Origin of the sequence: Aeromonas sp. 603404 (assembly GCF_049171775.1) — a bacterium.
Taxonomy (GTDB): Bacteria; Pseudomonadota; Gammaproteobacteria; order Enterobacterales; family Aeromonadaceae; genus Aeromonas; species Aeromonas veronii_A.
This window is the reverse complement of record NZ_JAAKPE010000001.1, coordinates 602202-623555: the sequence shown is the minus strand read 5'-3', so window position 1 is coordinate 623555 and position 21354 is coordinate 602202. Positions and strand designations below refer to the sequence as shown.

Genomic DNA, 21354 nt, shown 5'->3' with positions numbered 1-21354 from the left:
ATCCGGCCCGAGCCCCGTTTACGTTGCGGGCAAGACGCATACCTAATACATGAGCATCTGATGAAAAAAACGCCCTCACCGACAGACGAGGAAACCCTGCTGTTCCGCGATGCGATAAAAGGTACCCGGAAAATCAAGCAAGATACCATAAGGGCCGAGTTACGCCCGGTCAAGCAGAAACGCGAAATGCGCGAAACCCGCGAAAAGCTTGGGGTTGACCACTATTTCAGCGATGAGTATCAACCCCATCTCGACGATGATGGGCCGACCCGTTACGTGCGGGAAGATGTGTCAAAATTTGAGCTGAAAAAGCTCAAGCGGGGCATTTATCCGCCGGAGATCTACCTGGATCTGCACGGCATGAACCAGCAGCAGGCAAAACAGGAGCTGGCCGCCCTGCTCACCCTCTGCCAGAAAGAGAACATTCACGTCGCCTCGGTGATGCACGGCATCGGCAAACATATTCTCAAGCAGCGCATTCCCAGCTGGCTGGCCCAGCACCCCAATGTGCGCGCCTTCCATCAGGCCCCCCGCGAATGGGGTGGCGACAGCGCCATTCTGGTGTTGCTGGATATCGAAGAGTAGAAAAAGCAGCGCACAAACTAACTCTGCCCAACCGGTCGATTGAATCGCAATGGTGATATAGAGGAGTCAAGATTGACCACCAGCATGCCGCCGTTGGGCAACTGCCACGCGAAGAAGTCATCAAATCCGGCGGTCGTTAGGGCGCGGATCACCTTGGCGACCACACCGTGCGCCACCAGCAATACCCGCTCCCCCTGCATGGTCGAGGCCAGTGCCGTTAGTCCCTGCGAGACTCGGGCAATCACCTCATCCAGCGTCTCACCGCCAAGCGGAGCCTCCGCCCAGCGCCGGGTGATGTTGCGCCCCCACAACTCGGGATAACGCGCCTTGGCCTCTGCCTGCGTCAGCCCCTCGAACAGGCCGACATGCCGTTCACGAAAGTCCGGAGCAAGTTTCACAGGCAAGCCCAACTGACGTGAGAAGATCGCGGCGCTCTCTCTTGTTCGCAGCAGGGGCGACGCCAGCAACCGATCGAAAGGGGCCAGTGTGGTCGCTATATCATCGGCCAGCCAGCATATATGCCGCGCGCCATCTTAGTTAAGCCCGATATCCAACGCCCCTTGATAACGCCCCTCGGCGTTGGCTTGGGTCTCTCCATGGCGGATCACTATCAGCTCCATGGTGTACTCCTCTTTCTACGTGGAATATCACAAAACTACTTCCCTTTCGGATAACGGGGATGATCGTCCTGGATCGGCAACCAGGAGAGCTGGCTGACGGTATGGATGTGATAGGTTGGTGCGACCGTTTCGGGGTTATCAAGTGAGACAATAGCCAGCGTCAGGTACTCGGGGTATTGAATGCTGCGATAGCTGAGGGTGGCGCCACAGGTTGCACAAAAGCCGCGTCGAATCGCCTCCGACGAGGCGTACTCAGTCAATACGCCGCATAGCCATTGCACCTGTTTCACCCGAAAATCCATCCAGGCGCCGACCGGAGCGCCGGTCGTGCGCTGACAATCCCGGCAGTGGCAAAAATCGGTAGCAAAGGGAGCAGCTAGCACCTTGTAGCGGATTGCACCACAATGGCAACCCCCCTCTAATATCCCGTTACGAGAAATCACCATCTTGTTTACCATCCAGTCCACGTTTGAAGGCATATATTGCCAGCCTAACATCCCGTTACACTAAGTTGATTAGTGCAGAAAACCAATGAAATTTGCGATTTATCAGCACCCGTTTCAGATAGTATTGACACAGTTCACCATTGTTCAGACAGAAGATAACCACTCTCACCTCCCATCATAACGGTTATGGGGGCTCTGATTATTCATCCCGCTGACAATATGAGATATTGCCACTCACTACTGGCCTGCGAATATAAGACAAGCTCACCCGAGCCCATATAAATCTGTTCGTCGCAGCCATATTCCACGCTATTTAATTGGAACCTGCATGATGAAGTTATTCACTCCCCTGGTGGTTGCCACGGCGATCTTCTCTTCCGTGGCGATAGCAACCCCCTCTCCCCATATCGTCGGCGCCACCCTTGGCTATGGCACCCAGTCATTCAAAGCACAAAATGGGGATCAGGCCGATGGCGGTGACAATATGACTGCCGATCTCTATTACCGTTATATGTTCAACAATTATATCGGTATCGATTCAGGAATATTGTTTGGTACCGGTGGCGTAGTCAGCGCCCTCTTCGATGCAACCCTCAATGACGTAAAAGATATCCATTACAAAGGGATCCGCTCTGCCTTGTATGCACAATTCCCGGTCTCTTCCGGCAACAGCTTTTATGCCAAACTGGGTGCCAACGCCCACAGAGTCGAATACACCATCAACAAAGAAGATCAGAGCAACTCCGGGGTCGGTTTTTATGGCGCTGCGGGTTGGCAATATCGCTTTGATTCGGGTATCGGACTCAATGCGGAGTACCAATATATCCCCATGCCTCGACTCGATGTCAAAGGGGTCAGTGTCGGTCTCAACTACCGTTTCTGATCCCGCCTGATGGGGCGACAACAGGCCGATAACGGGTAAAAAGCAGGGAGATATCTCCTCCCTGCTGCCTGCTTGTTTCCACTACCGATAGATCATGGTGATTGACCATGATCCCAACGGCAACCTTATTTGGTCACCACCACAGCCCAGGGGCCACCTTTGGCGGGATCATCCCCTTGCGTCCACCATTTGGCCTGATAGACGGCGCCCTTGTAGCTCACCTTGTTGCCCGCGGTATAGACCTTGCTGGCCTCCCAGGCAGGCTGGCCATCAATGGGCGGGTCAACCGGATCGACCGGGGCAGGATCGAGCTTGGCGACGATCCGCACTTTCGGCCAGTTGGCGTGGGAACCGTAGAAGTTGGTCACGCACTTCTCGTAATCACCCGGCACCAGCGCAGAATAAGCGGTCTGGAAGCCCACCAGCTCACACTCGAAGGAGTAACCGCCCGGGCGATCAGGATAGTACTTCCAGTTGCCATCCCAGTTGGTGTAGAGCACGTCGGTAGCGCCGTTGAGATTGAGGCTGCCATAGGGAGTCTGCTGCCAGCAGGTGTTCTTCTCATCCGCCTTGACCGGGATCTGGTAGTGGTTGGCCAGCCCTTCCCAGTAGCGGATGCGATTGACCGGCTGCCCTTTGTCCTTGTTCTGTTCACCACACTCGATACCGCCGTTGATGACGTTGATGGTGGTACCGAAGCCATAGCCGATACCGGCGTCAGCTTCCCGTTTGGAGGGTACCCAGGTGCGATCAATCACGTGCAGCATGGCCGGTTTCGGGGCCTGCGGGGTGAGGAAGAACCAGATGGCAGAAGCGAGGTTGAGCCAGGAGTCCGCCACCAGCCCCGGGTTGTTGAGCAGCACTGAGGCATCGCCATCAAACATCGCCTCGGAGAAGGCCCCGTAGTTGAAGTGGTAAGAAAGCTGCTTGGCGCCGCGGCCAAAGTAACCTTGTCCGGTACTGCAGGGCCACTTCTTGTTCTGCCAGTCGTTCTGGCCACAGCCGGTGGTATAACCGGTCTGTCCCTCTGACCAGCCCATCTCCCGCACATGCACCAGCGCCTGTTGCCACTCCTCCAGCCCCAGCGGGTTATCGGAGACGTTCTCCTTGGCAATATGGCCGCCGGTCTCCTGAGAGAAGTGGGCAAAGGCCGTCACAATGGATTTTTTACAGATCGCATCAGAATCGCGCCCGTCGGTATATTCGCCGCAGAACGCAGGAAATTTACCGATGGCTCGCAAGAAGCGGACATAGGTATATTCCGGCGCGGCCATCTGGGTTAAATATTCCCATTCAGATTGGGGAAATACCCGTTCAACCCGTTTTACGTTGTCAGGATTGCTTGCCAGACCCGGTTCAATGGCATCGACTATTTTATTTGACCGGGTGGCCAGTGCCTTGGCCCATATTGTATACATGGGGTTGGCCGTCTTGGCCTTTTCCACCGCGGCCAGATCCGGGGCCGCAATCACATATCCTCCCGCATTTTGCGGATCGGGTTGAATATTCATGGCTGCACTCATTGCGGCATAGCTTGGCAATGTGCAAGCGGCAGCGATCAGCCAGGCACAACGCTTGGGTTTGAACATGTTTATCGTCCTTGTTTGAATTAATGCGCTCCAAGAGTAGGTGTTCCAACAACTAAATTCACGATGAAAATTAAGAAATGCGCGTAATTTGTGAACCATTTCACCTTGTGCTACTCAACGCAGCTAAAACGACATAAAAGAACTCAAACGATGACCATTTTGGCCTGTTTTGTCACCCGTATGGGGAGGCGAAAGACGATCAGATGATCTGTCACCAATTTATTATTCGTGGCAAAAAAAATGGCTGACCCGCTTCACCCGTCAGCCATCAACAATGTTCAAATAACGCTCACAAAGAGCTCGGTGTCAGGCGCGCACGGCACGGATCAATATATTGCGCGGGGTCATGGGTTTGGCACAGAACTCCCCCACTTCGACCCGATAACCCTGCTCTTGTAAAAAGAGCGCGCGATCCAGCGCCAGCCAGATCTCGAGGGGACGGCGAAACAAATGACGCACCAGCTCCATGCGGGCGACATCGCCAAAGCGGCGCTCCCCGTGTTCCAGCCAGGCGGAATAGTCGAGCCCGGCGGGCAGCACAATCCCTTTGCGTTCAGCAGCCCAAACGCAGAATGCCTCGAAGGTGCCGGTCAGCAGGCTCTTTTGCATATTGGGCACCGGCAGATACTCATCTATGCCACGCACCTGACGCTGCAGGCAGTCAAACCCGAGACGCCACACCACTTCCTGCTCACGCAAGCGGGCTATCCGCGCACCGCCGGTGACCGTCTCCTGTAGCGGCAACTTGAGATCCGCCTTGCTCAACACCAGCTCGCTGGAGTTGGCCGCGGCCGACAGCGGGCGATAGTGGCTGCTGCGGATCAGGTGGTAACAACAGGGAGAGATAGTCACGCCGCGGGCACTGCGTTCGGCCACCCGCTCCAGCAGATGGGTGTGCAGCTCGCCGCAGGCATGGAGTGCCATAGCGTGATGTTCGGGGGCGATCAGCGCCGCCGACTCGGGGGCAAAAGCATCGGCGCAGGTAAAGGTCATATTCGCGCCATCCCGCTCGGCCAGCAGCCGACCTTCGTCACAAAGCTGCCCTTGCAACTCCAGACTGAGGATAGGAGCCTGTCGATGAAGTGACACCAGCCGCCCAAGATGCCCCTTGCCAGCACACCACTCCAGATAGGGGCCCTGATGGGCAGGCAGACAGGCGGTGAACGACTCGATCTGGGCCTGCTTGCGCCCCGGCATATGCAGCGCCATCTCCTTGCTGCAGGTGATGGGCTCAGGGGTAAACGGGGCAAGCTGGCTGAGTTGCTGCAGCTCGGCTCCCTCGGCAATCCAGGGGGCAAGCAGACTGCTGAGGGCATCCATATCCGCATCGAACTCCGCCAACTGGGTCAGCGTCAGCCCATTGAGCAACGTCGCCAGTTCGGGCACCTCATCGGCAAAGGCCATGGTCAAATGATGATATGGCTGATATTGCCACCAGCGCCGGTAGCGGGTGAGCAGTCGATCCAGTTGTTGAAAACGTTGAGCCAGCACGAATGCCCCTGCCTTGCAGTCAAAAAGGAGGCTCATTCTAGCGATCCCGCTTCAAATTGCACTCTCAATACCAAACGATCAGCGCCGCGCAACAGCACAGCCAACCTTGTGAGCCAGGGCAGACCTGACAAAGTGCGGGGTTTTATGCTATATTCCGCCCCCTCTTTCACGCGCCCCGCCCAACGCGGGTCGCTTTACACTAGCTATGGGACCAACAACATGACCATCAACGCCATTCTGCAAGCGCGCGCGGGCGCCAAGTGTGAACTGTGCAGCGCCGAGCAGGCGCTGACCGCCTTCGTGGTGCCTCACTCCCCCGCCAGCGACGATGATCACAGCGTTGCTATCTGTGACACCTGCCGTGGTCAGCTGGAACAACCGGATACCCTGGTGGTCAACCACTGGCGTTGCCTGAGTGACAGCATGTGGAGCCAGGTGCCTGCGGTGCAGGTGATGGCATGGCGGCAGCTGAAAGCTCTCTCCGGCAAGGGTGAAGTGTGGGCTCAGGATCTGCTGGACATGATGTACATGGAAGACGAAGCCAAGGCTTGGGCTGAAGCTGGTATTGCTGACGAAGATGACGACAGCGTACCGACCGTTGACTCCAACGGCGCCGTGCTGCAAGAGGGCGACTCCGTTACCCTGATCAAGGATCTGGACGTGAAAGGCGCCGGTTTCACCGCCAAGCGCGGCACCCTGGTCAAGGGCATCCGTCTGACCAACAACCCGCTTCATATCGAAGGCAAGGTCAACGGCGTGCAGATCGTACTGGTTGCTGCCTACCTGAAAAAGGCCTAAGCCAAGGGCGATTGCTCTGCTGTCTGCTGCCAGAGCACAAGCACAACGGAAAAAGGATGGCGTCACGCCATCCTTTTTTATACCCGCTTGCCGCAAACGGCCAACTTGAGCCCATAACAGGCCAGCCAAAGCAACAAGGCGCATCCGGATGGACGCGCCTTCTTTACAGGGCCGATACCGTTAACCGGCATCGGAAACGGTCACTCAGGAGGAGAGTTTGCCATCCAGCTCGGCAATCTTGGCCGACCAGTAGGCCGGGCCGGTTTCGTGGATATTGTTGCCTTCGGAATCGACGGCAACGGTCACCGGCATATCTTCCACTTCAAACTCGTAGATCGCTTCCATGCCGAGATCGGCAAAGGCCACCACACGCGCCTTCTTGATTGCTTTGGCCACCAAATAGGCTGCGCCGCCCACCGCCATCAGATAGACGGCCTTGTGCTGCTTGATGCTCTCGACGGTTTTCGGGCCACGCTCGGATTTGCCGATCATGCCGATAAGGCCGGTTTCACCCAGCATCATGTCGGTGAACTTGTCCATCCGGGTGGAGGTGGTGGGGCCTGCCGGGCCAACCACTTCGTCGCGCACCGCATCGACCGGGCCAACGTAATAGATAAAGCGGTTGGTGAAATCGACCCCTTCCGGCAACCCTTCACCATTTTTCAGCATGTCGGCGATGCGCTTGTGGGCGGCGTCGCGACCGGTGAGGATCTTGCCCGACAGCAGCACGGTATCACCGCTCTTCCAGCTGGCCAGCTCGGCCTTGGTGATGCCATCGACGTTGACGCGGCGCACATTGCCACCCGCTTCACGGGTAATCTCCGGCCAGTCGCTCAGTTTCGGCGGAGTCAGCTCGGCGGGGCCTGAACCATCCAGCTCGAAGTGAACGTGACGGGTAGCGGCGCAGTTGGGGATCATCACCACCGGCTTGGAGGCGGCGTGAGTCGGCGCAGATTTCACCTTCACATCCAGCACGGTAGTGAGACCACCCAGCCCCTGGGCACCGATCCCCAGCTTGTTGACCTTGTCGTAGAGCTCGACCCGTAGCTTCTCCTCTGTGGTTTGCGGGCCACGGGCGATCAGCTCCTGAATGTCGATGTGCTCCATCAGGGCCTCTTTGGCCAGCACCGCCGCTTTCTCGGCGGTACCGCCGATGCCGATGCCCAGCATGCCGGGTGGGCACCAGCCTGCTCCCATGGTCGGCACGGTTTTGAGCACCCACTCGACGATATCGTCAGAGGGGTTGAGCATCACCATCTTGGATTTGTTCTCGGAGCCGCCCCCTTTGGCCGCGATGCTCACTTCCACCTTGTTGCCGGGGATCATGTCGATATGCACCACGGCAGGGGCGTTGTCTTTGGTGTTTTTGCGACTGCCAGCCGGATCGGCCAGCACGGAGGCGCGCAGCGGGTTGTCAGGATTGGTGTAGGCACGACGGGTCCCTTCGTCCACCATCTCCTGCACCGTCATGTCGCTGTCCCACTGCACTTGCATGCCAATCTTGACGAAACAGGTCACGATGCCGGTGTCCTGGCAGAGCGGACGATGACCTTCGGCGGACATGCGGGAGTTGATCAGGATCTGGGCCAGTGCATCTTTGGCGGCCGGGTTGGCCTCACGGTCATACGCCGCTTTGGCAGCCTGAACAAAATCCAACGGGTGGTAATAGGAGATGTACTGGAGGGCATCTGCGATAGAATCGATGAAATCCTGTTTTTTTATAATGCTCATATCATCCTCACTGGTCCTTGTCTCTGCCACAGAGCAGGGCAAGGGCTTCCATATGATGGGCCGTGCTGACGTGCTGGCTAAAAACTATCAACCAGCAAAAAACGAACGACACGGCAGTTTTTTCTTAAGTCACCGACACCTATGATACGCTTGCCCACCAGCACCGACTAGGGTTCGGGAACCAAACTGTTGCCTGTGTAACATAAAATGACGCCAACACTTCATATCCATCATCTAGACCACAGTGCTGAACTCCATCAGCTTTTTGCCCGCCTGCAACATCAGCCGTGGGCCATGTTGCTGGAATCGGCGGGGCCACTCGGCGCCGATAACGGCTTTGATATCATCACCGCCGATCCGCTGGCGACCCTCGAAACCCGCGGCGAGGTGACCACTCTGCGTGTCGGGATGAATATCAGCAAACACCATGAGGATCCCCTAGCCCTGCTGGCCCATATCCAGCAACAGCTGCTGGGAGAGCTGGAACTGTGCTCTACTCACCTACCCTTTATTGGCGGTGCCCTCGGTCTGTTTGGCTATGATCTCGGCCGCCGCTTCGAGCGACTGCCAGTGCAGGCCGCCGCCGATATCGCGGTGCCGGACATGGCGGTGGGTATCTACGACTGGGCGCTGCTGCGCAATGTGGCGACTGGCGACTGGCAGCTGGTGCACTGGGGGGATGAAGCGGGACTTGCCAAGCGGCTGGCCTGGCTTGAACAGCAGCAGACCAACCCGGCCCCCGCTTTTGCCTTGCTGGGGTCGTGGCAGAGCAATATGAGCCGCGCCGAGTATGGCGAGAAGTTTGCCCGCATTCAGGAATATCTCGCCGCGGGGGATTGCTACCAGATCAACCTGACCCAGCGTTTCAGCGCCCCCTATCAGGGTGATGAGTGGCAGGCCTATTGCCTGCTGGCGGCTGCCAACAAGGCACCCTTCTCTGCCTTTATCCGCTTGCCGGATAGTGCGCTGCTGAGCCTCTCCCCCGAGCGGTTCCTGCTGCTTGATGGCCGTCATATCGAAACCAAACCCATCAAAGGCACTCGCCCTCGCCACCCCGATCCGGCGGCCGATCGACAAGTCGCGCAGGAGCTGGCGCAGGCGGACAAGGACAGATCAGAGAATCTGATGATCGTTGATCTGCTGCGCAACGATATCGGTCGGGTCAGCCGGCCGGGCTCGGTCAGCGTGCCTCATCTCTTTGCTGTGGAGTCGTTTCCGGCGGTACATCATCTGGTCTCCACCATCCACAGTGAGCTGGATGCACACTGGCAAGGAGTCGATCTGCTGCGGGCCTGTTTCCCGGGTGGCTCCATCACCGGCGCACCCAAGATACGCGCCATGGAGATCATCGAAGAGCTGGAACCCCAGCGTCGCAACGCCTATTGCGGCAGCATCGGCTATCTCAGCCAGCATGGCCGGATGGATACCAGCATCTGCATTCGCACTTTGATCGCCGAAGCGGGTCGCCTGCACTGCTGGGCCGGTGGCGGCATCATCGCCGACTCCGACGCCGACAGCGAATATCAGGAGACTTATGACAAGGTCGCCCGCATCCTGCCGCCGCTGTCGGCGCTTTAACCCTCCCCACTGTCTGGCCAACGCACAGGAGATCTCCCCGCCATGGATCGCCACGAACTGCTGACCCGCTTCCAGTTGCAGCGACCCGCCCCGGCCCATCGCCTCGCCATCGGCGGGCTCAGTCCGGCGGCAGTATTGATCCCGGTGGTGATGCGCGATGAGGGGCTCAGCGTGTTATTGACCCGGCGCAGCCCACGGCTACGTCATCATGGGGGGCAGATCAGCTTCCCCGGCGGGCGACAGGATCCCGGCGACGAAAACCTGATTGCCACGGCGCTGCGGGAGACCGAAGAGGAGCTCGGCATTCCGGCCCGGCTGATTGAAGTGATCGGCACCCTCAACCCACTCAATACGGTGTCACGATTCGAGGTGCTGCCGGTGCTGGGGCTGCTCGATGGCAACTATCCCCTCATTCTGAGTCCGGATGAGGTGGATCACGCCTTCGAAGTGCCGCTGACCCATCTGCTGGATCGGCGCAACCATATCCCCCTGACCCTTTACAGAGGGGGGAAACCGCACACCATCTACTGGATCCCCTGGCAACAGCACTTTATCTGGGGGGCTACCGCCAGCATGATCAACCAGCTAGCCCAGCATCTCGCAAAATAACAATTTACCTACATTTGGCTGGGCGAGATTTAATCATTAACACTAAAATAACGTGCCAATTGATAAACAATAATTGAATTTTTCTTGTTTTGATCACATTTCCATAAGAAAGTGCGGTTTTTCGTGCCGTAAAGATGAATTTGATCAACATTTTTGATTAGAAAAACCGTATCCTTGCGCCGACTTAATAAGAACCACACATTCGGGGTGAGATAGATGTCAAACACAGTCACTGGCACGCAGGGAGTTGCGGCGTCAACAGAGCAAGGGATCAGCTCTACTCAAACCACTCGTTGGGAAAAACGCGACTCTACCTGGGTCATCAGTCTGTTCGGGACCGCAGTTGGCGCGGGGATCCTGTTCCTGCCGATCAACGCGGGTATGGGCGGTTTCTGGCCGCTGGTCGTCATGGCGCTGCTGGTAGGTCCCATGACCTATCTGGCCCACCGTGGTCTGGCCCGTTTCGTGCTCTCCTCCAAAAAGCCAAATGCAGACATCACCGAAGTGGTGGAAGAGCACTTTGGCGTGGGTGCCGGTAAATTAATCACCCTGCTCTACTTCTTCGCCATCTACCCCATCGTGCTGATCTACGGCGTGGGTATCACCAACACCGTGGAAAGCTTCATGGTCAACCAGCTGCAAATGAGTGCCCCGCCGCGCTGGATCCTCTCCATCGTGCTGATCATGGGCATGATGTCCGTGATGCTGGCCGGTGAAAAGCTGATGCTGAAAGTGACCGAGCTGCTGGTTTATCCGCTGATCGCCATTCTGGCCGGTATCTCCCTCTACCTGATCCCGGACTGGACCGGCGCGGCGCTGGAGCAAGTGCCCTCTGCCAAGGATTTCGCCACTACCCTGTGGCTGACCATCCCGGTACTGGTTTTCTCCTTCAACCACAGCCCGGCCATCTCCAGCTTCTCCCTAGCCCAGCGCCGCGACCACGGTGATCAGGCTGTCGAGAAAGCCGATGCCATCCTCAAGCGTACCGCCATGGTGCTGCTGGGCTTCGTGATGTTCTTCGTCTTCTCCTGCGTCATGAGCCTGACACCGGCCCAGCTGGCAGAAGCCAAGGCCCAGAACATCGCCGTGCTCTCCTATCTGGCGAACCAGCATGCCAGCCCCATCATCTCCTACTTCGGTCCGCTGGTTGCGTTCGTAGCCATCGTATCCTCCTTCTTCGGCCACTATCTGGGTGCCCGTGAAGGTCTGAAAGGGATGATCGTGCAGAACATGCGCAAGTCCGGCAAAGAGCCGAACGCCAAGAAAGTCGAGATGTTCATCATCGCCTTCTTCATCCTGACCCTGTGGGGCACTGCCATTGCCAACCCTTCCATTCTGGGCATGATTGAATCCTTGGGCGGCCCGATCATCGCTACCATCCTGTTCATCATGCCGATGTACGCCATCAAGCGCGTACCGGCCATGGCGAAGTATCAGGGCCATATCAGCAACGTATTTGTCGCTGTGATGGGGATGATCGCCATCTCCGCCATCCTCTATCAGCTGGTCGGTTAATCCCCTACCTGCCGCTGATAGCAAAAAGCCAGCCGAACACTCGGCTGGCTTTTTTATCTCTGCAATCTCTGCATCCGCGATTGCCCTGCTCTCTCCTTATTACTCTCCTCACCTTGTTGGATATCTGCATGCTCACCAGCACCATGACTGAGCACGTCGGGTATCAACATGACCCCTCATGCCCGCAGCTCAATATCGCCAACACGTTTACTCCCCCTCACCAAACCATGATGGCGTGTCTGATAGGACGGGTTCATCTGCCGCAGCCAGCCACCTCCATTCTTCTGTGATGCTGTGATTATCCTGAAGATCTGGGGTAAGCCATAGCAATTGGCTCTTGGCAGAGCAGGCAAAAATGTATAGCGCACCACAGAGGGAGTAAGCACAACTCAAAGGGATAAAGATAAGGCAGCGCCCTGGACAAGGGCGACAGAATGTCCGGCACATCAGCCAATGAGATTGATCAAAGAGGAAAAGAGAGCAAAGCCGACAATAAAAAGCGCCCTCCGAAGAGGGCGCAAGTGTGTTGCGAAACTGACCGTTGAGAGATCAGGCTTCGCGGCTCGGTACCGGAGCCACATCCAGCAAGGTTTCATCTTCGGCCATGCACGCTGCGGCGGTGAACAGCACGTCGGTGGAGCTGTTAAGGGCTGTCTCGGCAGAATCCTGCAGCACACCGATGATAAAGCCGACGGCCACCACCTGCATGGCGATGTCGTTGCTGATACCAAACAGGCTACAGGCCAGCGGGATCAGCAGCAAGGAGCCACCGGCGACACCGGACGCGCCACAGGCGCTGACGGTGGCAACCACGGAGAGCAGCACAGCAGTTGCCATGTCCACTTCCATCCCCAGGGTATGTACCGCCGCCATGGCGAGCACAGTGATGGTGATGGCCGCACCCGCCATGTTGATGGTGGCACCCAGCGGAATGGAGACCGCATAGGTATCTTTGGGCAGGCGCAGTTTTTCACACAGCGCCATGTTGACCGGAATGTTGGCGGCAGAGCTGCGAGTAAAGAAGGCGGTCACACCGCTCTCTTTGAGGCAGGTCAGCACCAGCGGATAGGGGTTGCGCTTGATCTTCCAGAAGACGATCAACGGGTTGACCACAAAGGCGATAAACAGCATGCAGCCGATCAGCACCACCAGCAGTTGGGCATAGCCAAACAGGGCGTCAAAACCGGTCTCTGCCAGCGTGGAGGCAACCAGACCTAAGATCCCGAGCGGAGCACAGCGGATCACCGCTTTCACGATGGCGGAGACACCGTGAGACAGGTCAGTGATCAGCGCCTTGGTGCTCTCGTTGGCATGGCGCATGGCGATACCCAGACCGATGGCCCACGCCAGAATACCGATATAGTTGGCATCCATCAGCGCCTTGACCGGGTTGGTTACCACATTGAACAGCAAGGTCTGCAGCACCTCGGTGATCCCGCCTGGCGGGGTGATCTCGGCAGTATTGGCCACCAGATGGAGGTTGGAGGGGAACAGGAAGCTGGCAATCACCGCGACCACGGCCGCAGAGAAGGTACCAAACAGGTAGAGCGCCAGCAGTGGGCGAATATTGGTCTTCTGACCCTGCTTGTGACCAATGATAGCCGCCATCACCAGTACGAATACCAGCAGCGGGGCTACCGCTTTCAGTGCACCAACGAACAGACTGCCGAGCAGACCTGCCGTTTTCGCCCACTCGGGTGCAAACAGTGCCAGCAAGATACCGAATACCAGACCAACCAGGATCTGGCTGACCAGGCTGGTGCTATTGACCAGCCGAAGGAGGGGGTGTTGTTGTGTCATCAAAAAAGTCCCTAAGCACCGTAGTGCATGAATCATGAGTCCTGTCTGCAACCACTCATCGGGAGACCCCTGTCGCCCGGATGTGGTGTCTGTGGCCAGCCTTCTGTCGGGCCGATCCGCCAGTCACCGGATTGCATGACGGAATATCCCATTCACCATCTTTTTTTTCCAGAGACTCACCAAAAAATATCCCGTTTCCATCACAAAAAACCGCAACAAAACCTTAACTACAGCGCAACCACCCATTTTTGTACGTTTTATCAACTCTCTCTGCCCTCACCCTCACGACCATTCCTGTGCCACCCGTGACCGGCATCGCTGTGCTATCATCCCCCATTTGCCGCGGAGCCTTGCCATGATCCCATCCCTGCTCAACCAATATTTTGGTTTCTCCGCACTCAGGCCTGGTCAGGAAGCGGTGATTAGCCGGGTGCTGGCAGGTCAGAGTGCCGCCGCCATCTTTCCCACCGGCTCCGGCAAGTCCCTCTGCTATCAGCTACCTGCCCTCGCCCTGCCTCACCTGACCCTGGTTATCTCGCCGCTGCTGGCGCTGATGCACGATCAACTCACCTTCCTCAAAAGCAAGGGAATAAGCGCCGCTACCCTCGACTCAAGCCAGAGCCCGGAGGAGAGCCGACAAGTGATGCAACAGGCACTGGATGGCCAGCTCAAGATCCTGATGATCTCGGTGGAGCGACTCAAGAACGAGCGCTTTCGCCGCTTTATCCAGCAAGTGCCGCTCTCGCTGCTGGTCGTCGATGAGGCGCACTGTATCTCGGAGTGGGGCCACAACTTTCGCCCCGACTACCTCAAGCTGCCGAGCTACCGCCATGACCTGAAGATCCCGCAGGTGTTGCTGCTGACCGCTACTGCCACGCCGGCGGTAATTCAGGATATGCAGACCAAATTCGGCATCGCGCCGGAGGGGATCGTGGTCACCGGTTTCTACCGCCCCAATCTTGATCTGGCGGTCATTCCCCTAGCGCCCGACACGCGGGATAGCTGGCTCGCGCAGGAGTTGGCCAACGCTCCGGCGGCCCCCACCATCGTCTACGTCACCTTGCAACACACCGCAGAAGCCTGTGCCGAGCAACTCGTTAGAGAAGGGATCAACGCCCGCGCCTATCATGCCGGACTCGACTCAGCGCTGCGCAGTCAGATCCAGCACGATTTCATGGCGGGCAAGGTGGACTGCATCGTCGCCACCATCGCCTTTGGCATGGGGATCGACAAAGCGGATATCCGGCGGGTCATTCACTACGATCTGCCCAAATCCATCGAAAACTACAGCCAGGAGATTGGCCGCGCCGGACGGGATGGCCGACCATCGCGCTGTATCGTGCTGGCCAACCAGAGCCAGCTGCCGGTGCTGGAGAACTTCGTCTACGGCGATACGCCGGATTTGAGTGCCATCCTCCAGCTTCTTGCCATCATCAAACAGAGTGGGAGCGAGTGGGAATTCACCCTGCTGCGCCTCTCCAACGACACCAATATCCGCCAGTTGCCCCTTAAAACCCTGCTGGTCTATCTGGAGATGGCAGGCATCATCACCCCGGCCTACAGCTACTACGCCGACTACCGCTTCAAGTTTGTGCTGGATAAAGGCGAGATAGTGAGCCGCTTCAATCCGGATCGTCGCCAGTTTCTGGAGCAACTGTTCGCCTGCGCCCCGCAAGCGCGCAGTTGGTGCACCATGGACTTTGACGCCCTCTGGCAGGGCTATCAGGGGGAGCGACAGCGGGCGGTTGCGGCGCTCGACTACCTGCAGCAGCAAGGCTGGATCGAGCTTGAAAGCAAACAGATGACCGAGGTCTACCGGATCACCCGTCAGGGGTGGGACAACGAGCAGGAAGCAAAAGCCCTGCACGCCCTGTTCCTGCAAAAAGAGCAGAGCGAGCTGGCAAGACTGCAAGCCATGCTCGACTTTTTCACCTCAAGTGAGTGCCTGAGCCACCGCCTCGCCCGCTATTTTGCCGATGAGGTGGCGCCGGTTCATTGTGGCCACTGTTCGGTTTGTCGCGGCGAGGTAGCACATCTCCCTCCCCTACCCCAACTGGCCATGCCAAACGCGGCGGGGATCCGCGCCTGGTGCGATCCGCTGATTGCCAAAACCGGTTCGGTGGATGCTCGTGTCCTGGCCCGTTTCCTGTGCGGTATCACCACACCGCTGACCAGCCGGGTCAAGGCCAAATCGCTGGCGGGCGCAGGCCAGTTGGCCGCCCACCCGTTTGCCCGCGTCCTGGCGGCAGTGCAACAAGCCTACCCTTGCTAGATGAGTGCTGGCGGCGTCAATAGCCACCAGCAGAAACAAGCGTTTACAGACGCAGAAAAAGAAGACCCTCGCGGTTGCGAGGGTCAAGCCAACGGAAACGTGCTTAAACAGAGCTTGGTGAGGCAACAGTCAACTCTCTTGCTAAAGCGTCTTGCTGCTCACACATCGCCAATTTAGGGCACTCAAAATGTAGCGTCAATGTAAAAATTAGAGCCAAAACTCCAAACAAAGTGATTTACGTTGACGTACACGTAATGACGTTTTCATTCATAACCCCGCTAACCCGCAGTCCCATTGCCTTTCGTCAAACCCCTTAATCTTTTCGCAATAAGTTCCCTCTTTCCCATAAACATTTATTTTTTATGTCTTTGACATTTACCTCACTATCGTGGCAAAAATAATTTAACAGTCAGTAACATAGCGGTGTTGTTGACTGACCCTCCCCGCACAAGGATCGGGCAGGTTTCTTCAGAATTTAACCTATCAACCGTGATGGATTACTGGAGTCTGTTGACTAGGCTTTAAAAGCGCACAACACAAAAGCAGTCATCCACTTTTTTCAGGGTAAGCGACTATAACGAGGGCAAAGTTATGGGCATATTCGAGCATTACCAACAGCGATATGAAAAAGCGAGAGAAGAGGAATATACCATCCAGGAGTTCCTGGATATGTGTAAGCAGGATAAAGCCTGCTACGCCTCCGCAGCCGAACGTCTGCTGACCGCCATCGGTGAGCCGGAGATGGTAGACACCTCAGCCAACCCCAGACTGAGCCGACTCTTCTCCAACCGCGTCGTGGCACGCTATCCCGCCTTCAAGGATTTCTACGGGATGGAAGAGGCTATCGAACAGATCGTCTCCTACCTCAAACACTCCGCCCAGGGGCTGGAGGAGAAGAAACAGATCCTCTATCTGCTGGGCCCCGTTGGCGGCGGTAAATCCTCGCTGGCAGAGAAACTCAAATCCCTGATGCAGAAGGTGCCCATCTATCGCATCAAGGGCTCACCGGTCAACGATCACCCCTTCTGCCTGTTCGACATCGAAGAGGATGGGGAGATCCTGGAAAAAGAGTACGGCATCCCGCGCCGTTACCTGCGTCCCATCATGTCCCCCTGGGTGGCCAAACGCCTGCATGAATTTGGCGGCGACATCACCAAGTTCACGGTGGAGAAGGTCAACCCCTCCATCCTCGATCAGATTGCCATAGCCAAAACGGAACCCGGTGATGACAACAACCAGGATATCTCCTCACTGGTCGGCAAGGTCGACATCCGCATGCTGGAGCACTTCGCCCAGGATGACGCCGATGCTTACTCCTACTCAGGCGCGCTGTGCAAGGCGAACCAGGGGGTGATGGAGTTTGTCGAGATGTTCAAAGCACCCATTAAGGTGCTGCACCCGCTGCTGACAGCAACCCAGGAGGGTAACTACAACGGTACCGAAGGGCTCTCCGCCCTCCCCTTTGACGGCATTCTGCTGGCCCACTCCAACGAATCCGAATGGCAGCAGTTCCGCAACAACAAGAACAACGAGGCCTTCCTCGACCGGGTCTACATCGTCAAGGTGCCTTACTGCCTGCGCGTCTCGGAAGAGGTGAAGATTTACGAGAAGCTGCTGGTCAACAGTGAACTGACCGAAGCCAAGTGCGCCCCGGGTACCCTCGAGCTGCTGGGCCAATTCTCTGTGTTGTCACGGCTGAAAGAGCCGGAAAACTCCAGCATCTACTCCAAGATGCGGGTCTATGATGGCGAGAGCCTCAAAGACACCGATCCCAAGGCGAAGAGCTATCAGGAGTATCGCGACTACGCAGGTGTGGACGAGGGGATGAATGGTCTCTCTACCCGCTTTGCGTTCAAGATCCTCTCCCGCGTCTTCAACTTCGACCACGCGGAAGTGGCCGCCAACCCGGTGCACCTCTTCTATGTGCTGGAGCAGCAGATCGAGCGCGAACAGTTCCCGCAAGAGCTGCACGATCGCTACCTTGAGTTCATCAAGGGCTATCTGACCCCGCGCTATGTGGAGTTCATCGGCAAGGAGATCCAGACCGCCTATCTCGAGTCCTACTCCGAGTACGGGCAGAACATCTTCGATCGCTACGTCACCTACGCCGACTTCTGGATCCAGGATCAGGAGTACCGTGACCCCGAAACCGGCCAGCTGTTTGATCGGGCTTCGCTCAACAGCGAGCTGGAGAAAATTGAAAAACCCGCCGGGATCAGCAACCCGAAAGATTTCCGTAACGAAATCGTCAACTTCGTGCTGCGTGCCCGGGCCAACAATGCAGGCCGTAACCCCAACTGGACCAGTTACGAGAAGCTGCGCACTGTGATCGAGAAGAAGATGTTCTCCAACACGGAAGAGCTGCTGCCGGTTATCTCCTTCAACAGCAAAACCTCGGCCGAGGAGCAGAAGAAGCACGATAACTTTGTCGAACGGATGATGGAGAAAGGCTACACCCGCAAACAGGTGCGACTGCTCTCCGAATGGTATCTCAGGGTACGCAAGTCATCCTGACCCTGACTGTTCAAGGGGGAGTTATGGCGCATTTTATCGACCGCAGGCTCAACGGCAAAAACAAAAGCGCTGTCAATCGGCAGCGCTTCATCCGCCGCTACAAGAAGCAGATAAAACAAGCGGTCTCGGATGCTGTCTCCAAGCGCAGCATTCAGGACGTAGACAAGGGCGAGAGCATCAGCATCCCGACCAAGGATATCGGCGAGCCCCATTTTCATCAGGGGCACGGCGGTAAACGGGAGATGGTGCATCCCGGCAATGATCAGTTCGTCTCCGGCGACAAGATTGACCGCCCCAAAGGAGGGGGCGGTGGACAGGGTTCCGGCGAGGGACAGGCATCCAATCAGGGTGAAGGGGCCGATGATTTCGTGTTCCAGATCTCCAAGGATGAGTATCTCGATCTGCTGTTTGAAGATCTGGAGCTACCCAGGCTGCAGAAAACCCAGCTCAATCAGCTGATGGAGGTCAAAACCTATCGGGCGGGCTACACCTCAAACGGGGTGCCCGCCAACATCAACGTGGTGCGTTCCCTGCAAAATTCGCTGGCGCGGCGCATGGCGCTGCAAGCGGGCAAGAAACGCCAACTGCATGAACTGGAAGATCGGCTGGCTCTGCTGGCCACCGATCCCAACGAGCACTTTGCCGAAATAGCCCTGCTCGAGAAGGAGATCAGGGAGCTGAAACGGCGGATCGATGCGGTGCCGTTTATTGACACCTTCGATCTCAAGTTCAACAACTTCGTCAAACGGCCCGTCCCCTCCAGCCAGGCGGTGATGTTCTGTCTGATGGACGTCTCGGGCTCCATGGATCAGGCCACCAAGGAGATGGCCAAGCGTTTCTATATCCTGCTCTATCTGTTCCTGAGCCGGACCTACAAGAACGTCGAGGTGGTCTATATCCGCCACCACACCCAGGCCAAGGAGGTGGACGAGCACGAGTTCTTCTACTCCCAGGAGACTGGCGGCACCATCGTCTCCAGCGCCCTCAAGATGATGAACGACATCATCAACGAGCGTTACCCCGCCAACCAGTGGAACATCTATGCGGCGCAGGCGTCGGATGGTGACAACTGGGCTGATGACTCACCACAGTGCAGGGAGATCTTGGCGCGGGACATCATGCCAAGGGTGAGGTACTACTCCTACATCGAGATCACCACCCGTGCCCACCAGACCCTGTGGCACGAATATGAATCGGTAGCCAGCCAGTTCCCCCACTTTGCGATGGAGCACATTCGCAAGGTCGAGGATATCTATCCGGTGTTCCGCGAGCTGTTCAAGAAACAAGCGGCGTGAGGAGGTCACATGATCGAAACAGAAAAACGTGTAGCGCCACTGGATGACGGACCAGACTGGAACTTCGATCTGCTGGAGACCTATCACCAGGAGATCGCCCGGGTCGCCCGTTTCTACAAGCTGGATACCTACCCCAACCAGATCGAGGTGATCACCGCCGAGCAGATGATGGATGCCTACTCCAGCGTCGGCATGCCCATCGGCTATCAGCACTGGTCGTTCGGCAAGCGCTTTATCCATACCGAGCGAAACTACAAGCGCGGCCAGATGGGGCTGGCCTACGAGATCGTCATCAACTCCGATCCCTGCATCGCCTACCTGATGGAGGAGAACACCATGCCGATGCAGGCGCTGGTGATGGCACACGCCTGCTACGGCCACAACTCCTTCTTCAAGAACAACTACCTGTTCAAGGCCTGGACCGATGCCTCCTCCATCATCGACTACCTGCTGTTCGCCAAGAACTACATCACCCAGTGCGAAGAGAAGCATGGCATCGAGGCGGTGGAACAGCTGCTCGACTCCTGCCATGCCCTGATGAACTTCGGGGTGGATCGCTACAAGCGTCCACAGAAGATCTCGATGGCTGAGGAGAAGCGGCGTCAGAAGGCGCGGGAAGATTATCTGCAGACTCAGGTCAACGAGCTGTGGCGAACCCTGCCCAAGCAGCATAAAGCGGCTGGCGTGGAGGACAGGCGCTACCCGGCCGAGCCCCAGGAGAACATTCTCTACTTTATCGAGAAGAATGCACCCTTGCTGGAGCCCTGGCAGCGGGAAGTGGTGCGTATCGTGCGCAAAATCAGCCAATATTTCTATCCGCAAAAGCAGACTCAGGTGATGAACGAGGGGTGGGCCACCTTCTGGCACTACACCATCCTCAATCACCTCTATGACGAGGGCAAGCTGAGCGATCGCTTCATGATGGAGGTGCTGCACAGCCACACCAATGTGGTCTATCAACCTGCTTACAACAGCCGCTACTACTCGGGGATCAACCCCTATGCGCTGGGGTTTGCCATGTTTACCGACCTGCGCCGCATCTGCGAGAACCCGACCGAGGAAGATAGATACTGGTTCCCCGACTATGCCGGCAGCAACTGGGTCGACACCCTCCACTTTGCCATGCAGAACTTCAAGGACGAGAGCTTTATCAGCCAGTTCCTCAGTCCCAAAGTGATGCGGGATATGAAGCTGTTCGCCATTGATGACGACGATCTGAAGAACTATCTGAAGGTCTCCGCCATCCACAATGACGAAGGGTACCGTCAGGTGCGCAATACCCTGTCGGCCCAATACAACCTCAGCAATCTGGAACCCAATATTCAGGTCTACAACGTTGCCGTGAAGGGGGATCGCTCCCTCACCCTGCGCTATGTGCCCCACAACCGCATACCCCTTGGCGACTCACGCCATGAGGTGCTCAAACACCTGCATCAACTGTGGGGATTCGACGTGGTGCTGGAGCAGGATAACGGCGAGCTGCCGCCCGATATCATCGGCCGCTGCCCGGAGCGCAAACCGGGGATCTGACCCGTGACGTGATATCTCGACGGCCCACTTCGGTGGGCCGTTTTTTAATCGGTTGCTTCTGCCAGCATGAGCGCTGCCCAAGCCGTACAACCCGAACA

Annotated in this window: 15 protein-coding genes and 1 pseudogene; 10 read left to right on the top strand and 6 right to left on the bottom strand. The window is 57.1% G+C overall.

Annotation, left to right across the window (positions count from 1 at the left end; all coding sequences use genetic code 11):
* Window positions 1-60 precede the first annotated feature (60 nt).
* On the top strand, window positions 61-585 hold the full coding sequence (smrB, locus tag G5306_RS02705; protein WP_021230158.1) for an endonuclease SmrB: 525 nt from the start codon (window positions 61-63) through the stop codon (window positions 583-585).
* A 17-nt stretch (window positions 586-602) separates the two neighbouring features.
* Here smrB and G5306_RS02700 read toward each other — a convergent pair.
* Window positions 603-1205 (bottom strand): annotated as a pseudogene (locus G5306_RS02700) (histidine phosphatase family protein).
* Between the two features lie 35 nt (window positions 1206-1240).
* The gene (locus G5306_RS02695; protein WP_234922400.1) at window positions 1241-1663 is read right to left on the bottom strand and encodes a GFA family protein; all 423 of its coding nucleotides are present in this window, start codon (window positions 1661-1663) and stop codon (window positions 1241-1243) included.
* 316 nt (window positions 1664-1979) lie between these two features.
* Between G5306_RS02695 and G5306_RS02690 the strand changes: the two genes are divergently transcribed.
* On the top strand, window positions 1980-2534 hold the full coding sequence (locus G5306_RS02690; protein ID WP_421312321.1) for a porin family protein: 555 nt from the start codon (window positions 1980-1982) through the stop codon (window positions 2532-2534).
* Between the two features lie 125 nt (window positions 2535-2659).
* Here G5306_RS02690 and G5306_RS02685 read toward each other — a convergent pair whose 3' ends face one another.
* Window positions 2660-4123, bottom strand: a complete 1464-nt coding sequence (locus tag G5306_RS02685) for a chitinase (RefSeq protein WP_421312319.1) — start codon at window positions 4121-4123, stop codon at window positions 2660-2662.
* 306 nt (window positions 4124-4429) lie between these two features.
* The gene (locus tag G5306_RS02680) at window positions 4430-5650 is read right to left on the bottom strand and encodes a methyltransferase (protein WP_421173221.1); all 1221 of its coding nucleotides are present in this window, start codon (window positions 5648-5650) and stop codon (window positions 4430-4432) included.
* A gap of 183 nt (window positions 5651-5833) precedes the next feature.
* On the opposite strand from G5306_RS02680, the gene G5306_RS02675 reads away from it, so the two are divergent.
* On the top strand, window positions 5834-6412 hold the full coding sequence (locus G5306_RS02675; protein WP_005333203.1) for a PhnA domain-containing protein: 579 nt from the start codon (window positions 5834-5836) through the stop codon (window positions 6410-6412).
* A 204-nt stretch (window positions 6413-6616) separates the two neighbouring features.
* On the opposite strand, the gene G5306_RS02670 is transcribed toward G5306_RS02675, so the two are convergent.
* On the bottom strand, window positions 6617-8143 hold the full coding sequence (locus tag G5306_RS02670) for a fumarate hydratase (protein WP_005351759.1): 1527 nt from the start codon (window positions 8141-8143) through the stop codon (window positions 6617-6619).
* A 294-nt stretch (window positions 8144-8437) separates the two neighbouring features.
* On the opposite strand from G5306_RS02670, the gene pabB reads away from it, so the two are divergent.
* The 3 genes from pabB to G5306_RS02655 all read left to right on the top strand — a co-directional run bounded on the left by pabB (window position 8438) and on the right by G5306_RS02655 (window position 11845).
* Window positions 8438-9721 (top strand): aminodeoxychorismate synthase component I, encoded by a 1284-nt coding sequence (gene pabB / locus G5306_RS02665; RefSeq protein WP_421173224.1) that lies wholly within the window; start codon window positions 8438-8440, stop codon window positions 9719-9721.
* Between the two features lie 42 nt (window positions 9722-9763).
* Window positions 9764-10330 (top strand): CoA pyrophosphatase, encoded by a 567-nt coding sequence (locus G5306_RS02660; protein ID WP_421173222.1) that lies wholly within the window; start codon window positions 9764-9766, stop codon window positions 10328-10330.
* Between the two features lie 216 nt (window positions 10331-10546).
* A complete protein-coding gene (locus tag G5306_RS02655; protein ID WP_005345325.1) occupies window positions 10547-11845 on the top strand; it encodes a serine/threonine transporter in 1299 nt (432 codons plus the stop codon).
* 549 nt (window positions 11846-12394) lie between these two features.
* Here the strand turns inward: G5306_RS02655 and sstT are convergent.
* Window positions 12395-13645 (bottom strand): serine/threonine transporter SstT, encoded by a 1251-nt coding sequence (sstT, locus tag G5306_RS02650; RefSeq protein ID WP_005345324.1) that lies wholly within the window; start codon window positions 13643-13645, stop codon window positions 12395-12397.
* Window positions 13646-14000: 355 nt separating this feature from the next.
* On the opposite strand from sstT, the gene G5306_RS02645 reads away from it, so the two are divergent.
* The 4 genes from G5306_RS02645 (at window position 14001) to G5306_RS02630 (ending at window position 21256) form a co-directional block, all read left to right on the top strand.
* The gene (locus G5306_RS02645) at window positions 14001-15917 is read left to right on the top strand and encodes a RecQ family ATP-dependent DNA helicase (RefSeq protein WP_421312317.1); all 1917 of its coding nucleotides are present in this window, start codon (window positions 14001-14003) and stop codon (window positions 15915-15917) included.
* A 591-nt stretch (window positions 15918-16508) separates the two neighbouring features.
* Window positions 16509-18431 (top strand): PrkA family serine protein kinase, encoded by a 1923-nt coding sequence (locus tag G5306_RS02640; RefSeq protein WP_421312315.1) that lies wholly within the window; start codon window positions 16509-16511, stop codon window positions 18429-18431.
* 23 nt (window positions 18432-18454) lie between these two features.
* A complete protein-coding gene (locus tag G5306_RS02635; protein WP_005360363.1) occupies window positions 18455-19726 on the top strand; it encodes a YeaH/YhbH family protein in 1272 nt (423 codons plus the stop codon).
* 9 nt (window positions 19727-19735) lie between these two features.
* On the top strand, window positions 19736-21256 hold the full coding sequence (locus G5306_RS02630) for a SpoVR family protein (RefSeq protein ID WP_040065652.1): 1521 nt from the start codon (window positions 19736-19738) through the stop codon (window positions 21254-21256).
* Window positions 21257-21354 lie beyond the last annotated feature (98 nt).

Bases quoted from the DNA above. Each gene is read 5' to 3' on its own strand.
- pabB (WP_421173224.1), top strand. From the start codon at position 8,438: ATGTTGCTGGAATCGGCGGGGCCACTCGGCGCCGATAACGGCTTTGAT.
- G5306_RS02690 (WP_421312321.1), top strand. From the start codon at position 1,980: ATGATGAAGTTATTCACTCCCCTGGTGGTTGCCACGGCGATCTTCTCT.
- G5306_RS02675 (WP_005333203.1), top strand. From the start codon at position 5,834: ATGACCATCAACGCCATTCTGCAAGCGCGCGCGGGCGCCAAGTGTGAA.
- G5306_RS02630 (WP_040065652.1), top strand. From the start codon at position 19,736: ATGATCGAAACAGAAAAACGTGTAGCGCCACTGGATGACGGACCAGAC.
- G5306_RS02695 (WP_234922400.1), bottom strand. From the start codon at position 1,663: ATGGTAAACAAGATGGTGATTTCTCGTAACGGGATATTAGAGGGGGGT.
- G5306_RS02680 (WP_421173221.1), bottom strand. From the start codon at position 5,650: ATGAGCCTCCTTTTTGACTGCAAGGCAGGGGCATTCGTGCTGGCTCAA.
- G5306_RS02660 (WP_421173222.1), top strand. From the start codon at position 9,764: ATGGATCGCCACGAACTGCTGACCCGCTTCCAGTTGCAGCGACCCGCC.
- G5306_RS02635 (WP_005360363.1), top strand. From the start codon at position 18,455: ATGGCGCATTTTATCGACCGCAGGCTCAACGGCAAAAACAAAAGCGCT.
- G5306_RS02640 (WP_421312315.1), top strand. From the start codon at position 16,509: ATGGGCATATTCGAGCATTACCAACAGCGATATGAAAAAGCGAGAGAA.
- G5306_RS02645 (WP_421312317.1), top strand. From the start codon at position 14,001: ATGATCCCATCCCTGCTCAACCAATATTTTGGTTTCTCCGCACTCAGG.
- G5306_RS02685 (WP_421312319.1), bottom strand. From the start codon at position 4,123: ATGTTCAAACCCAAGCGTTGTGCCTGGCTGATCGCTGCCGCTTGCACA.
- G5306_RS02655 (WP_005345325.1), top strand. From the start codon at position 10,547: ATGTCAAACACAGTCACTGGCACGCAGGGAGTTGCGGCGTCAACAGAG.
- smrB (WP_021230158.1), top strand. From the start codon at position 61: ATGAAAAAAACGCCCTCACCGACAGACGAGGAAACCCTGCTGTTCCGC.
- sstT (WP_005345324.1), bottom strand. From the start codon at position 13,645: ATGACACAACAACACCCCCTCCTTCGGCTGGTCAATAGCACCAGCCTG.
- G5306_RS02670 (WP_005351759.1), bottom strand. From the start codon at position 8,143: ATGAGCATTATAAAAAAACAGGATTTCATCGATTCTATCGCAGATGCC.